Source organism: Celeribacter sp. HF31 (genome assembly GCF_011806455.1).
GTDB lineage: Bacteria > Pseudomonadota > Alphaproteobacteria > Rhodobacterales > Rhodobacteraceae > Celeribacter.
In genome coordinates, this window is the sequence record NZ_JAATOT010000007.1 from 241,732 (window position 1) to 256,925 (window position 15,194).

General features: G+C 60.8%; 14 protein-coding genes. 9 read left to right on the top strand and 5 right to left on the bottom strand.

The genetic code is table 11. The features are described from left to right. Position 1: 1 nt before the first annotated feature. The 4 genes from HCZ23_RS16170 to HCZ23_RS16185 are packed head-to-tail and all read right to left on the bottom strand — an operon-like array spanning position 2 to position 5,881. Positions 2–703 (bottom strand): TetR/AcrR family transcriptional regulator, encoded by a 702-nt coding sequence (locus HCZ23_RS16170; protein WP_167602775.1) that lies wholly within the window; start codon positions 701–703, stop codon positions 2–4. Continuing rightward, positions 700–3,741, bottom strand: a complete 3,042-nt coding sequence (locus HCZ23_RS16175) for an efflux RND transporter permease subunit (RefSeq protein WP_167602776.1) — start codon at positions 3,739–3,741, stop codon at positions 700–702. The genes HCZ23_RS16170 and HCZ23_RS16175 overlap by 4 nt, the downstream gene beginning before the upstream one ends. Then, the gene (locus tag HCZ23_RS16180; protein WP_167602777.1) at positions 3,738–4,817 is read right to left on the bottom strand and encodes an efflux RND transporter periplasmic adaptor subunit; all 1,080 of its coding nucleotides are present in this window, start codon (positions 4,815–4,817) and stop codon (positions 3,738–3,740) included. The genes HCZ23_RS16175 and HCZ23_RS16180 overlap by 4 nt, the downstream gene beginning before the upstream one ends. Continuing rightward, the gene (locus HCZ23_RS16185; protein WP_167602778.1) at positions 4,814–5,881 is read right to left on the bottom strand and encodes an efflux RND transporter periplasmic adaptor subunit; all 1,068 of its coding nucleotides are present in this window, start codon (positions 5,879–5,881) and stop codon (positions 4,814–4,816) included. The genes HCZ23_RS16180 and HCZ23_RS16185 overlap by 4 nt, the downstream gene beginning before the upstream one ends. 409 nt (positions 5,882–6,290) lie before the next feature. Here HCZ23_RS16185 and hemP point away from each other — a divergent pair, with 409 nt between their 5' ends. The 5 genes from hemP (at position 6,291) to HCZ23_RS18180 (ending at position 10,488) form a co-directional block, all read left to right on the top strand. Further along, entirely contained in the window at positions 6,291–6,431 is a 141-nt protein-coding gene (gene hemP / locus HCZ23_RS16190; RefSeq protein ID WP_254870351.1) for a hemin uptake protein HemP, read from the top strand. A gap of 209 nt (positions 6,432–6,640) precedes the next feature. After that, complete coding sequence (locus HCZ23_RS16195) at positions 6,641–7,141, top strand: hypothetical protein (protein ID WP_167602779.1); 501 nt, start codon at positions 6,641–6,643, stop codon at positions 7,139–7,141. Between the two features lie 74 nt (positions 7,142–7,215). Further along, positions 7,216–7,743, top strand: a complete 528-nt coding sequence (locus tag HCZ23_RS16200; RefSeq protein ID WP_167602780.1) for a hypothetical protein — start codon at positions 7,216–7,218, stop codon at positions 7,741–7,743. Positions 7,744–8,089: 346 nt separating this feature from the next. Beyond that, complete coding sequence (locus HCZ23_RS16205; RefSeq protein ID WP_175580915.1) at positions 8,090–8,314, top strand: hypothetical protein; 225 nt, start codon at positions 8,090–8,092, stop codon at positions 8,312–8,314. Beyond that, a complete protein-coding gene (locus HCZ23_RS18180) occupies positions 8,311–10,488 on the top strand; it encodes a hypothetical protein (RefSeq protein ID WP_167602781.1) in 2,178 nt (725 codons plus the stop codon). The genes HCZ23_RS16205 and HCZ23_RS18180 overlap by 4 nt, the downstream gene beginning before the upstream one ends. Positions 10,489–10,907: 419 nt before the next feature. Here HCZ23_RS18180 and HCZ23_RS16215 read toward each other — a convergent pair whose 3' ends face one another. Continuing rightward, positions 10,908–11,807, bottom strand: coding sequence for a LysR family transcriptional regulator (locus HCZ23_RS16215; RefSeq protein ID WP_254870342.1), 900 nt, complete (start codon positions 11,805–11,807; stop codon positions 10,908–10,910). A gap of 186 nt (positions 11,808–11,993) precedes the next feature. Here HCZ23_RS16215 and HCZ23_RS16220 point away from each other — a divergent pair, with 186 nt between their 5' ends. The 4 genes from HCZ23_RS16220 to HCZ23_RS16235 are packed head-to-tail and all read left to right on the top strand — an operon-like array spanning position 11,994 to position 15,193. Continuing rightward, positions 11,994–13,010, top strand: coding sequence for a hydroxyacid dehydrogenase (locus HCZ23_RS16220; RefSeq protein WP_167602782.1), 1,017 nt, complete (start codon positions 11,994–11,996; stop codon positions 13,008–13,010). Then, positions 13,007–13,681 (top strand): RraA family protein, encoded by a 675-nt coding sequence (locus HCZ23_RS16225; protein WP_167602783.1) that lies wholly within the window; start codon positions 13,007–13,009, stop codon positions 13,679–13,681. Before HCZ23_RS16220 ends, HCZ23_RS16225 begins: the two co-directional genes overlap by 4 nt. A gap of 34 nt (positions 13,682–13,715) precedes the next feature. Then, on the top strand, positions 13,716–14,669 hold the full coding sequence (locus HCZ23_RS16230; RefSeq protein ID WP_167602784.1) for a tripartite tricarboxylate transporter substrate binding protein: 954 nt from the start codon (positions 13,716–13,718) through the stop codon (positions 14,667–14,669). Positions 14,670–14,719: 50 nt separating this feature from the next. After that, positions 14,720–15,193, top strand: a complete 474-nt coding sequence (locus HCZ23_RS16235; RefSeq protein ID WP_254870343.1) for a tripartite tricarboxylate transporter TctB family protein — start codon at positions 14,720–14,722, stop codon at positions 15,191–15,193. Position 15,194 lies beyond the last annotated feature (1 nt).

Here is a 15,194-nt window from a genome sequence, read left to right on the forward strand (position 1 = left end):
TTTAGTGCGAACTGAGCCAGGCCGCATTGCCGCGCGCCAAAAGGCTGTCCTCCGGGATGTCGGGCAGGCTTTGCGGCACAGCCTGCTTTGCCACCGTCACAGAGCTCTCGAAGTCGAGCCCCAAGATGCGCAGCATTGCCGCCACGAAAGCCTCTATATCCACCGCTTCGCCTGCCATGATCCGCCGCAAGATCGCGATGGTGCCGACTTCGAGCATGTCGAAAATCAGGCTCTCGGGCACATCTTGAAACGCACCACACGCAATGCCGTCGGAGATAAATCGCGGCCCGGTTTCACAGAGCACAGCGGCGAAACTGAAACTGCGCCGCCCAAGACGCGCGGTGAATTCGAGGAACAACGTATTGCGCCGGGCGATCTCGATGAAAACGTGAATGCCATGGGCAATGCGCTCCGCCGGTGGCTGGCTCAGGTCGACGGAGTCCTTGACCAGCAAAACCACCTCGCGCCCCAGCGCAATCCGCGCCGTTTCCAACGCATCTTCGATCGTGTCGAAATAGTTGTAAAACGTCCCGCGCGACACGCCCGCGCGGCTCACCACATGGTCAATCACCGTGCCGTTCAGGCCGCGTTCGGCAAAGACCAGAATGCCGGCCTCGATCAACCGCTCAAGCGTTTTTTCACGCCGCGCCTGACCGACCCGCGTGCGGTGATCTTCTTTCTGATGCTCGGGCCTGTCGCTCATTTTTCCGCCTCAGGTTTGACACCGAACACGATGCAATAGAGCGCGGGCGCGAACAAAAGCGTGATCAACGTGCCCGCGATGATGCCGCCCATCATGGCATAGGCCATCGGCCCCCAGAACACCTGACGCGAGATCGGGATCAGTGCCAGAGAGGCGGCGGCGGCTGTCAAAAGGATCGGACGCGCGCGGCTATCGGAGGCCTCAAACACGGCCGCCCAGCGCGATTTGCCCTCGCGGCGCAAATCTTCGATCGCCTGAATGAGAATGATCGAATTGCGGATCAGGATGCCGAAGAGGGCCAAAACCCCAAGCAGCGCCACGAAGCCCATCGGCGCCCCGGCCGTCAGGAGCGAGGCCACCACACCGATCAGCCCCAAAGGCGCGACGGCCATAACCACGAACATCAGGCGGAAGCTCTGCACCTGGATCATCGTCAGCGTCAGAATGATCAGCACCATGATCGGCATCACCGCCACGATGGGCGCTTGACTGTCGGCGCTGCTTTCCACTGTGCCGCCGACCTCGACCGTATAGCCGCGCGGCAATGTCTCGGCATACTGCGCAACGGCGGGCGCGAGATCATCGACAATGGTCGCAGGCAGATCGTCATTGGCAATTGCCGCCTTGACGGTGATCACTGGCGCGCGGTCTTCTTGGCGGATCAGCGGCTGTTCGGTGACCCAATCGAGCGTCGCGATGGAGGACAGCGGGATGGCCACGCCTTGCGTATTGGCGAATTGCAGGTTCTCCAGCGCGGTGAGCGTTTTGCGATCCTCTTCGGCACCGCGGATTTCGACATTGATCAGATCGCGATTCTGGCGGATCTGGGTCACGGTCGACCCCTCGAACAAGGACGACAGAACGCCCGCCACATCGGACTGCGTCAGTCCCAATTGCCGCAAACGCGCCTGATCGAGATCGACCCGCACCACCCGCGTCGGTTCATTCCAATCGAGGGCAATCGCCGTCAGCCTATCATCCGCCGCAATCGCCGCCGCAAAGGCGCGGGCATGATCGCGCAACTCGGCATAATCCGGCCCGGAGACGCGATATTGCACCGGCTTGCCGACCGGCGGCCCCAACTCGAAGGTTTTCGGATAGAATTCCGCCGAGGGCAGCGCCTCGGAATACTCACGGATTTTCGCGATCAATCGATCCCGCGCCTCCAGATCCGGCGTCATGATCAAAAGCTGGCCGATGTTCGGCCCCGGCGTGAGAGATTCGAGCGTCAAGACGACACGCGGCGCGCCCGTTCCGGCGTAAGACGTCCAAAAGACCACTTCGTCCTGATCCTTCAGCCACGTCTCAAAAGTGGCAATGGTGCTGTCGGTCGCGTAGATGCTTGCATTCTGGCGCAGGGTGACATCGACCACGACTTCGGGGCGATCCGAGCTTGGGAAGAACTGTTGTTCGACCTTGGTCATCCCCACGACAGAGAGGCCGAACACGACGAATGTCAAAAGCACGGTGAGGAATTTATAGCGCATCGCCAGCCGCAACATGACGTGGAACCGACGCCGCAGCCAGCCTGGCTCGCCGTCATGATGTTTCCAGTTTTTCGGCAGGAAGGTGGCACCCAAAACGGGGGCAAAAAGCACCGCGACGATCCAGCTCAGCACCAGAGAGATTGCGATCACGTAGAACAGCGTGCGGGTGTATTCGCCCGCCTGCGAGCTGTTCAGACCGATGGGAATGAACCCTGCCGTGGTGATCAGCGTGCCGGTGAGCATCGGCCAGGCAATCGAGGTCCAGGCATAGGACGCCGCTTTGCGCCGCCCCTCGCCCAATTCGAGCCGCGAAATCATCGTCTCAATCGCAATCATCGCGTCATCGACCAAAAGGCCCAGCGCGATGATCAAGGCGCCCAGGGAAATCCGCTGCAACGTGATGCCCAGCATTTCCATGAACACAAAGGTCAGTGCCAGAACGAGGGGGATCGTCAGGCTGACGACAAAGCCCGCGCGCATGCCCAAAGACACGAAACTCACCGCCAAAACGATCACCACCGCTTCGATCAATGCCTTGACGAAATGGCCCACAGAATCGTCCACCACCTTCGGCTGATCGGCGACGTGATGCATCTCGATCCCCATCGGCAAAAGCGCGGCCTGCTCCATCATCGTGCGGTCAAGCTCCTCGCCGAAATCGAGGATATTGCCGCCTTCCAGCATGCCGATCTTGAGACCGATGGCGGGCTCGCCATTGAAACGGAACAGCTCGCTCGGCGGATCGTCATAGCCCTCGGAAATCTCGCCGACATCCGAAAGCGTGAAGAAAATATCGCCCGAGCGCAAAGGCGCCTGGGCCAGCGCTTCGACCGTGTCGAACTGGCCTGAGACACGCAGCAGGATGTTCTCGTCTTGCGTGGAAATCATCCCCGAAGGCACAATCGCGTTTTGCGCCGACAAGGACGACAGAACCGCACCGGCGTCGAGACCAAAGGCCGCCAGACGACGCGCGGAGAATTCGAGGTGGACAACCTGATCGCGGGTGCCGAACAGTTCGACCTTGCCCGCATCATCGAGGCTTTGCACCACATCGCGGATGTCCTCGACATAGTCCTTCACCTCTTCGGGCCGGAACCCGTCGGAGGTGAAGGCATAGATCGTGCCGAACACATCGCCGAAATCGTCATTGAAGGAAAAGCCTTGAAATTCCGAGGGAAACTCACCGCGAATGTCGGACATCATCTGACGCACGCGCGTCCAGGAGGGCGTCACCTCGCGGTTCGGCACATCGTCGCGCAGATCGACATAGACCATGGCGATGCCGGGATAGGTCACCGAACGCGTGCCATCGAGGCTCGGCAATTCCTGCAACTTGCGTTCGATCCGGTCCGTGACCTGCGTCACCGTCTCCTCGGCCGTTGCCCCCGGCAAGCTGGCGGAGACGATCATGGTGCGGATGGTGAAGGACGGGTCCTCTTCTCGCCCCAAACGCATGTAGCTCAGAGCGCCGGCCACCACCGCGACAAGCATCATGAACCAGATGAAGGAGCGATGCCCCAGCGCCCAATCGGACAGGTTGAACCCCTTCATTGCAAACGCTCCCCGACCTCTTGGCCGTCTTCCAGTCCGTGAACCCCGTGGGTGATGATCTCGTCGCCTTCTGCGAGGCCCTCGGTGATCACGATGCGATCCCCGACCTCGGCGCCAAGCGCGACGGGCGTGAAATGCGCGACCCGCGTGTCGCCCTCTGTGACCACGCGCCAAACGCCCGGTGCCTCAGTCGTCCCGCCAATTGCCGTTTGCGGCAGGGTCATCACGGGCGCTCTGTCGCTGTTGTAGCTCGCGGTGATCAGGGTGCCGATGCGGTAGTCTTCCGGCGGGTCGATCAGGATCAGACGCAGCCGCCGCGTGTCGAGGCTGGTCTCCGCGACCGGTTCGATCACGCTCAGCTCCGCTTCGACGGGCGCCACACCCTCGGCGCGGTGATAGACCGTGAAACGGGCATGCGCCGGGATGATCATGGCAAAGCTTTCCGCCACATCTATGATCGCCTCGCGCCCCATCGGATCGGCGATTTCCATGACACTCACGCCGGGGCTGACCATCGTGCCCGGCTCGACATTCGTGTTCAGCACGATGCCGTCACGCGGTGCGATCAGCTGGCCATAGCCTGCGGCCTCGCGCGCGCGGACCAGATCAGCGCGCGCACTGTCGGCCTGAGCCACGGCAGCGTCGCGGGCAGCGCGCGCCGCTTCGATCTGGGCCGTGGTTGCGACATTGCGGGCCAAAAGCGCCGCGACACGATCGTATTGCGTCTCCGCAAATTCCGCCTGCGCCTCGGCCGAGGACACTGCAGCTTCGGCCACAGTAACATCCTGCGCCAACGTGATCTGATCGAGCGTCGCGAGCCCCTGCCCCGCCTTGATCCGATCCCCCGCTTCGACATTCATCGCGGCCAAACGCCCGCTGGTCTGGAACGCCAAAGCTGCCACATCCTCGCCCCGGATCACGCCGGAGAACTGCCGTTCGACGTAAGGATTCGCGGAGACGTATTCAGTGACAACCGGACGCAGGCCTTCGACCACAACCTCGGAGGTTTGAACCGGGCCTGCGGCAAACATGGGAGTGGCCAGACAAAGGCAAAGGCCCAAAGCGATCCCTCTCATTGTGTCGCCTCCATGGTCTGAATTGTGCGCCCGTCATACAAAAGATGCGACCCGGCGCCGACGACGAGATCGCCATCTTTCAGGCCCTCAGACAATTCGATTTGCGTGTCGTCATAGCCCGCAATCGTCACGGGCGTCAGGGAGACGGTGAAAGTCTCGGGGTCGACCAGCCAGACGGCGGGCCCCTCGGCATTGGCGCTCAGAGCAGTCCAGGGCAGCACGATCCGCGTGTCGGTCATGACCGCGGCGCGGCCGGAGATTGAGGTGCCGATGGGAATGTCTCCGGTCTGATCCAAGGGAATATCGGCACGAATTTCGACCGTGCCGGTGTTGGTCAAAACCGGCAGAACCTCGGTCACCGAGGCCGTGAAAGGCGGCAGCGGGCCGTTCGGGTCCAACTCGACTTCACGCCCGCGCATCCGCGACAGACCGGCGGCGTCGGGGGCGAAGAAAATGGCTTGTAATTCCCCTTCAGGCGCGAGCTGCACCACGGCTTTGCCGGCGGAGACCACCTCTCCCAAATCGACGAAACGATCCGTGACGATGACATCGCGCGCGGCGCGCAGGACGGTGTCGTCCCTGGCCTGTTCTGCCGTTTCCAAAAGCGCTGCGGCCTGATCTCGCGTGGCCTTCGCGGCCAGATAGCTTTGCTGCGCCTCGTCATATTGCGCCTGTGTGCCGACGCCGCGATCCAAAAGGCTCTGGGCACGGCTGCGGGCCTGATCTGCTTGAACAAGCGCGGCCTCTGCCGCATCAAGATTGGCCTTCGCTGCGTCCAGTTCGGCCACAATATTGGTCGGATCGATCCGGGCGATCACCTCGCCTGCTTTGAAATGCATGCCGGTCTCGGCGTTGAACACGTCGATCTGACCGCCGCGCCGAAACGACGCCGGAAAGCTGTCTGAGGCCTCGACCGATCCCACCAACCGCAATTCCTGCTCAATGGGATGCGATTGGGCCGTGATCACCTCGACGGGCACCGGCGTTTCCGCAAACGCGGAGGCGGGCAGCAACGCCAACGCGAGCCATCCGATTGTTTTGCCGACTGTCTTTCGCGGGGTCATGTCCGTCTCCTGACATTTTCGTGGCCACCAGAGAGGGCCGTCGCCTTGGTATGCACTTTGATCCATATCTTTCAAATATTAAAAATGACATTTTCGTCAATATTAAACTTGATCGGATTTCTTTTTGTGAACGCGATGCTCTTCGAGATCTTTTAAAATTTCATGTACAGATAAAGTTGACAGAAAAACTAAGGTTTAATATCCAGAGGAAAGGACCGAAGCACTTCGGCGAGTCGCGTGGACAGCGCGACATCCTTGGCAAGCAGAGACGAGAAACGTCCAGCCAGTCTTGGTGATTTTAACAGCGCGATAAACGCACCGCCCTCCCGCGCAAGGCAGGCGGGTCAATATGACTGACGAAAACGACAAGACCTTAGAGGCCTCTGATATGAACGCACATGTAACTTCGATGACCGCAGATGCCGGTCAACTTCCCCCCGTCGACGCCCGTAGCCTGATTGCCGATGGCAACACGCGGCTGATCAATCTGGACGGACAGCTCTACACCCTGCGCATCACCCGTGCCGGAAAGCTGATCCTGACCAAATGACAGCGCACACTCTGAAAGCCCCGATGCGCCCCGCATTCGGAGAGATGAGAAGAGCTTTGCGCTTCATCTCTTCGATTGCGACGCGTGGATAGGGCGCAAAAGCGTCTCCACCTGTGATACAGCGCCCCTTATCTGCATTAGTATCATTTAACGCGACGACCGGCGAAGCGAACTGGCGTCATGATTTCCCGACTGATACCCGCACATGGGTGCGGTGTCGCAGTCTGGCCTATCTCGACACCTCGATCCCGCTCGAACAGCCGACCGTGGAGGGCGCGACCCCCGTAACCCCGTTCAACCTGCCGGAAGGCGCCTCCTGTGAGAAGTGCATCTATATGAGCACCACCGACAACATCATCGACGCGGTGCTCGTGGCCTTGGATGCCGAAGCCGGTGCGCTTTGCCAAGGCTTTGGTGACGCGGGCACGATCGACCTGAAACAGGGGCGGGGGGACGCACAAGCGCCGCTCTACGCGTTGACTTCTCCGCCGCTTCTGGCAGGCTCCACCATCGTCGTGGGCGGTTGTGTTGCCGACAACGTGGCGCTGGATATGCCGGGCGGTGTGATGCGTGGCTTCGACGTGCCGATGCAGCCGGAACTGATCCTTGGTACCAAAGCCGGGCAGATTTTTGTGCTCGTCCGAGCGTCAGGGCAATCTCTTACCAAAGTCACAGAGATCGACGTCAAACCGGCGAATATTCCCGGGTGAGAAATACGCTCTGAAACAGCCGCTTTCCGTCGGCATGCCGCAGATCGGAAGCACAAACTCTGACCGAAGCTGACATGTGGGGCGCCACGCCCTTTGATCAACTGATGTGTCGCGTAATCTTCAAAAGTTATCGCGACGAAGGTCTCTACACCGCGCCGGACACCGATTATGCGACAGGCGATCTCCCGAGCACAGGGCATTACTACAGCGAAGTGGCCGACTATTTGTCGCCTTCTGTCGATGCCTTAACCCATATGGCAGAAAAACTTGACCCGGAACTTTCACAGCGCTTGATCGTGCAGGCGCTCGGAGCCGCAACTGAAGCATTTTTAGACAATCCACTGGAACCGACCATTCTCATGTCTGCTAGCTTCCTGCACCTAGTTTCTTCCGGCGAAGCTCATGCGAACACAGAAGCCCTCGCCGAATGCTCAGGGGTTCCGCTAAATGACCTCGCAAGTCTGGCACAACTTCAGATCACTGATCCTGACCCCAATAAGGAAAAAGCAGTGATGACCCGCGAAGAATTTAGTGAAACATTCAGATCGTCAAAAATGGAAAAAATGCTGTTTCCAGGTTTGATGGAACGCGACCGGGACTGACGCTTAGATATCTCCATCGCTTAAATCTGATGGAGGTATCTATGCGAAACCTAAAAACTGAAAACCTTATGACCCCGCAAGACGTGGCAGGTCGCCTCGGGGTTTCGACCACAACACTCAGCATCTGGCGCTGCACAAAGCGCTATCCGCTCACTTATTTGAAGGTGAGGCGTTTGGTACGCTACCGGATCTCTGATGTGGAGGCTTTCGAGGTCTCCCGCCTTCAGGAGGTCGCCGCCAATGACAACTAATGCCCTTCGCAAAGCCCCGCGTTACACCGGCCCGCGCCACATCCAATTTGTCGCGGTGAACATGGCCTGCATGCGCAGCCTCTGGGGCCACCTGGTTGCCGGATGGCCGTCAGATCGGGCGGGAATGGGTGGCTTTGAACCCCACCCGTAGCGACCGCACCCCCGGATCGTTCAAGATCAATCTGGATACGGGTCTCTGGGCGGACTTCGCCACAGAAGACGCGGGTCGCGATCCTGTGAGCCTTTACGCCTATCTCAACGGCCTCTCTCAGCGAGAGGCCGCCACGGAGCTTCTAGAACATTGGGGGATGGGCGCATGAGTGCTGTGATTGCGGATCTACGTCACCCGAAGGCAGGTAAACCGTCGACGCAATTTGTCTATCGCGATGCCGAGGGAAACGCGGTTCTAGTGGCCAACCGCTTTGATCGGGGCGGCGACAAGTTCTTCATTCCCTTTGATCTGGAAACGGGCAGTTGGAAAGCCCCGGATCATCGCCCACTTTATCGCCTGGACGAATTGGTCGCAGCGAATGACGACCGGGCGGTGATTGTCACCGAGGGCGAGAAATGCGCCGACGCGCTGGCCTCGCTCGGATTTGTCGCCACCACGACCTACGGCGGTGCGCAAGCGCCGCATAAATCCGACCTCTCCGCTTTGAACGGGCGTAACGTTTACGTATGGCCCGATAAGGACGAGCCAGGGCAACGCTATGCGGAAAAGCTCTGCGCTACGTTAGGTAGCGAATACCGCACCCTGCCGAAGATCATCCCGTTCTCGGATTTGGCCCTACGTAACGTAGCGTATCCTATCGAGGCAGATCCGGCGGAAAATTCCCTACGTAGCGTATCCTATCCAAAGGGCTGGGATGCGGCGGACGTCATTGCCTCGGGCTGGGGCGTGCGGGAGGTGAATAGCCTCCTGAAACTGGCCGCCCCCTATGACGGCCCCGGCGACACTGCCCCGACACCGGCGAATATCGATGAGCAGCCCGAATTGTTCGACGGGTTGGAGCTATGGCACACGCCGGAGGGCAAGCCCTACGCCTCGGTCAAACGCGGCTCTGGGCATGGAACATCGCCATCGGCGACCTTCGCCCAGGAAAGCGCTGCCTTCAAACGGCTCCTGGCCCATGCCGAATATCAGGCCAGCGGCAAAGTTCCGCCCGCCTCCAAGCTCGATGATCAGATGCGGCAGATGCGGCAGATGCGGCAGATGCGGCAGATGCGGCAGATGCGGCAGATGATCGGGGAAGCGACCTTTGAGGGCAAGACACGGGAGGTTTACACCCGTATCGGGGAAAGCCGCGATACGTTAGAGACCAAGAGCTTGTTTCTGGATCTCGGGCGGCCCGATTGGTCCTGTGTGGAAATCTCTCCTGAGGGATGGGTGATCCGTAACGCGACGCTACGGAACGATAGAGCAGCTCGATTCAAACGTTCGCCCAGTATGGCCCCTCTTCCCGTTCCTATTGCTGGAGGCGCGGGGATCGATCTGCTGCGCCCCTTCGTGAACGCGGCCACGGACGAGGACTTCCGGCTGATGATGGGTTGGCTTCTGGGCTGTTTGCGCGCGCAAGGCCCTTGCCCGCTTCTGATCCTGACCGGCGAACAGGGCAGCGCCAAAAGCACCACCTCGAAAGTTCTGCCGGCGCTGGTCGATCCCTCGACATTGGTCACGCGGAGCTTTCCCGGGGACGAGCGGGATTTGGTAATCGCGGCCCAGGGCGCGCATGTTCTGGCCTTCGACAATCTATCGAAGGTCAAACCATCCGTGGCGGATGCGCTCTGCCGCCTGGCCACAGGTGGCGGCTTTGCCACCCGCAAGCTTCACAGCGATGCGGACGAGGTGCTGTTTGACGCCACCCGGCCCGTGATCCTCAACGGTATTCCCGACCTTGCAGAACGGGCGGCCCTGGCGGATCGGGCAATCATGCTGCACCTGCCGACGATCCCGGCAACAGAGCGGGCTTTTGAGAGCGATTTCTGGGAGAGGTTCGAAAAGGCGCAGCCGCGCATTCTGGCGGCACTCCTCGATGCAGCCTCACACGCTCTCGGGCATGTCTCGCAGGTGACGCTCACGGAGCGCCCCAGGATGGCCGACTTTGCCCGATGGGTCACAGCCGCCGAGCTTGCCCTTGGCTGGCCTGACGGGGCGTTTCTGGCCGCCTATACCGCCAACCGAAAGGAGGCGGCAGAGGTGGCGCTGGACGGCGACGCGGTGGCGAGCGCGGTTCTGACGCTTGTGCGGGAGCAAGGGCTCTGGCGCGGCACGGCCTCGGAGCTGATCACCTACCTGCGGATGCTCTACCCCGCCCTCACAGAGAGCGCAGAGGCCTTCCCGAGGCAGGCGGCAGGGTTCGGGGCCGAACTGCGCCGTGTGACCCCGCTCCTGCGCGCACATGGCGTGGAGGTGACACACCTACGTAAAGGCAAGGAACGGAAGCGTTTGGTCTGTATCGCGAAAATAGAAGGATGGGAGGGGGAGGACAGCTAAGTATCTACCTAGGCGCTGCGCCTCGCGCGCGGCGTTCTAGGCAATTACCCAACTAGGGGGTCGAGGGGCGGATAGGAAATGAAACATAGGCCCGTTTGCTGTCCGCCCCGTCCGCCTACCGTCCGCCCCCATAATCAACAGGGCTTCAAGGCGGACAGCGGCGGACAGGGCGGACGGCGATTGGGGGAGGTTTTAGGCGATTGGGACGCAAACGGCCCAAAACGGACCTTCGCGTGAGAACGGTCGGATGGCCGTTTTAGGCCAATTAAGATCATGACCATTTTCGGTCCAAAGTGATGGCATTCACTTTGAAAGGTTTGAAGATCTGTGACAATCAGACTGTGGAGTTCTGCCGTCTGACGCTTTCAAAGACACAGGGACACGGCGTATCGTTACGGCGATCAGAAACGTGGACACGGTCAGGATCGTGTGGGCCTGACCACTCCGTAGTCGCCGCAGAGATCCGCGAGAACAGAGTGCAGCAGTGCGATAATTTCAGCACGTGGTGCTTCCGTTCTTTCAACGATGCCGATCTGGCGATTCACCTGTGGATTTCCAAAGGGCAAGCGCGTGATGTTCAGATCCTCTGGCTCCTGCAGCGCGACATGGGGCACCACTGATATGCCCAGACCCTGTCGTACTCCGGTGACGATCGATCCGATGGTGTCGATTTCGGCCACGTCGTTCGTCACGACGCCCAGACGGGAAAGTTCGGTATCAATCAGATTGGCCAGCGGCACGGAGCTTCGGAAGCGGATGTAGGGACGCGTATTGAGGAGCTTGATCGGGTCGCGCGATTCCGTCCCGGGGGGGGCGATAAGCCAAAGCGGTTCGCGCAGGAAGGGACTCCAGCGCAGCGCACTTGGAAAACCGAGGTGTTCCGCAACGATGGCGGCATCGAGCCGTCCTGCGGCCACATCCGAAATCAGGGTCGTGGACAGCGAAATACGCAGGCTCGGTTTCAGGTCGGGATAACGCTGGCGCATTTGCACCAGCGCGCGCGGCAGCAGGTTCAGCGCGCTTGACCGTACAGACCCCAACATCAGTGTCCCGGCAATCTGGTCGCCGCGCAAGCTGGCCTTGGTGTCCTCTTCGCGGCGCAGTATATCCCTTGCCATTTCAATGACTTGTATCCCGCCGGGCGTGACCCTCGGCGGGCGTGTGCTGCGGTCGAAGATGGTGACGTGCAACTCCTCTTCCAGTGCGTGAACCTGCTGGCTGACAGCCGAGGGAGTCAGTCCAACCACGTCCGCCGCCTGAGCAAAGGTGCCGTGTGAGTGGATCGCTAAAAGGGTTTTCAGTTGCCGTGTGTCCATCATTAAATCCAGTTTTTCTTAACTTAATAACCAGAATTCGGCGCTTTTGTGAAGACATTCTTGGCATTAGGGTACCAAACCTAGGAGGACACCCGCAGTCCGGTTTGGGAGACCGCTGTGGGCCATTCGAAAAACAACGAGACGAAATGGCGCGCCCCGACTCTTCGGGACGCTATGGAGACACGCGTGATGAGCAAGACAATCCTCGTAACGGGGCCCGACCTCGATCCGTCAGCAGCCAAACTGGTGGCGGATCACGGATATCAGACGGTGCATACGCCGCCCTATGCCGACAGCGCGGTGATTTCAGATTACCTCCAGCAGACGGGTGCCGAAGGCATCGTGTCCCGCATGGGGCGACTGGACGCCGCAGTGATGGATGCGGCTCCGCAGATCAAGGTGATCTCAAAACACGGCGTTGGCGTCGACAATATCGACATTCAGGCCGCGGCAGACCGGGGCATCCCGGTGCTGGTCGCAACCGGTGCAAACGCGGTGTCCGTTGCCGAACACGCCATTGCGCTGCTGCTGGCGACGGTGAAACGCATTTTGCCACTCGATGCGGGGCTACGGGCCGGTCGATGGGAAAAGCCCGGTTTTTCGGGCCGAGAGATCGCCGGATCAACCATGGGCCTCATGGGTATGGGTGCGATTGCGCAGGCGACGGGCCGCATGGCGAAGGGGCTGGGGCTGAAGCTTGTGGGTTTTGACCCCTTTGCCCCCGACAGTGCCTTTGAGGCGCTTGGCGTCACCCGTTGCGCCACGGTCGAGGACATGCTGGCGCAGTCTGACATTCTTTCTTTGCATTGCCCGCTGACCGACCAGACGCGCGGCCTTTTGAACGCTGACTCCATCGCCCGCATGCCAAAAGGGTCTTACATCATCAACACCGCCCGCGGCGGGCTGATCGACGAGCCGGCGCTGGTTGCCGCAATCCAGAGCGGGCATCTGGCGGGCGCCGGGCTTGATACCTTCGCATCCGAGCCGCCGGCCGCCGACCATCCGTTCTTTGCCGTGCCGGAAATCGTGCTGACCCCGCACATCGGCGGCGTGACCCGCGAAGCCGGTGCACGCGTCGGCATCGACGCGGTGCGCGGCATCTTCCAGATCCTCGACGGTCAGACCGTCGCCCCTGAACGCATCATCAACCGCAAATTGCTGGCCGCCGCACAGGCGGAGCAGTCCAACGTGGAGAAACAACAATGACTCTAGGTTTCCGGATCCTCAATCGCGACCGCGTCGCCTCCGCAGAGATCGTCGCCGAATTCGCCAAGCTACCCGTGGCCAATGTGTCTGACAGCATGTCGCGCATGACCGCCGCTGGATCGCGCCTGCGCCCGATGCATACATCCGGCGGCATGGCGGGCGTCGCCCTGACGGTCAAGGCGCGCCCTGGCGACAACCTTATGCTTCACGCGGCCATCGACCGGGCTGTGCCTGGCGATGTCATTGTCGTCGATGCGGGCGGCGCTCTGGACAACGCGCTGATGGGCGAGCTGATGCTGGCCTATGCGATCAAGAAAGGTGTCGTCGGTTTCGTCATCGACGGCGCGATCCGCGACCTCGACAACTTCCGCGAAACGAACCTGCCCACATGGGCGGCGGGCGTGACCCATCGCGGCCCCTACAAGGACGGCCCCGGTGAGCTCAACGTCCCCATCGCCATCGACGGCATGGTGATCCACCCCGGCGACATCGTCATTGGCGACAGCGACGGCGTGCTCTGCGTGCCGATCGATGAGGCCGAAACGGTCCTGAAGGCCACACAGGCGAAATCCGACGCCGAGATCAAGCAGATGGCTGCAATCGAGGCCGGAACCAACGACCGGACATGGGTCGACCACGCGCTTAAGGACCGCGGCTGCACTCTGCCCTGAAACTGAAAAAAACTGCATGAATCGGAGGAGTAACATGCTCAATTTCTTCAAGAAAACCGCCATCGCAAGCGCGATGTGCCTCACCGCAGGCGCCGCTCTGGCCGAGTATCCCGAAAAGCCCATCGAGGTCATCGTGGGCTATTCGGCCGGTGGTGGCACCGACGTCATGGCGCGCACCGCTGCGCCCTTCATCGAGAAATACCTTGGCGACGGTGCCAGCCTCGTCGTCAAGAACATGCCGGGTGCCTCGGGCCAGATCGGCGTGACCGAAGCGGCGAATGCCGATCCGGATGGCTACACGCTGGGCACCTTCAACCTGCCGGGCATGATGGCGCGCACCGTGGATCGGAAGGCGGACTACGATAAGGAAAGCTTTACCTACCTCGCAAACGTGGTGAACGACCCCAACGTGATCGTGACGGCCAAAAACACCGGGCTCGACACCCTCGACAAGCTTCTGGAAGAGGCCAAGGCCAATCCCGGCGCGGTCACCGTCGCGATGTCGAGCCTTGGCGGCGACGATCACTTCGCCCTCATCAAGCTGGAGAACGCCACCGACACCGAGTTCACCATCGTTCCGTTCAAGGGCTCTGCCCCCGCACGGACCGCGCTTTTGGGTGGCCATGTCGCCATGGGCATCCTGAACATCTCCGAAGTGGCCGAATTCCAGGACCAGCTGAACGTGCTGGGCGTCGCTACCAAGGAGCGTTCTGAGTTTGCGCCGGACCTGCCGACCTTCCAAGAGCAGGGCCTCGATCTCGTGAACGGCTCTATGCGTGGCTTCATCGCGCCCGCCGGTCTGCCCGAAGACGTACAGGCCAAGCTGATCGACGCGTTCTCGCAGTTGTCCAGCGACCAGGAATTCCTCGACGCCATGGCGGCGACCGCCAACCCGGTCGAAGTGGTGACGGGCGAAGAATTCAAGCAGCTGACAGCTGACCTGCATGAACTCGCCAAGGGCGTCTGGGAAACCACCCCCTGGAACTGAGCCCGCGCGCGTGAGGGGCTCGTCCCCTCACGCACCCCATTCCTTACATCATGAGCAAACCCATGCCCGAGAGCCGAAATTCCCGCCTGACCCGGCCCGAGACCCTGACCGCGCTTGGCATCATTGTGGCCGCCGCAGGCTTCCTGATCCCAACCACCGCTCTGCGCCCGATTTCCGCACTTCTCCCCGCCGCCATGCTGGTTGGTTTGATCGTCTTGTCGGTGGCCCTTCTGGTTTCGGACCAGCGCAAGGCTCGCGCGGGCGAGCCTGCCAAGTCGATGACGCAGGCCCCCAAACGGGTGATCGGGGCGTTCCTGCTGATCGTCACCTACGCGCTGGCGTGTGATTTCATCGGCTTTTACGTCAGCACTGCAGTGACGATCCCGCTGGTCGCGTGGATCTTCGGCTATCGCAGCCCCATCGGCCTTCTGATCGCGACGGTGATCGTCGTCGGCACGATTTGGGCGATCTTCGATTTCGGGATGTCGCAGGACTTCCCCACTGGCCGCTTTTGGGGGCACTAAA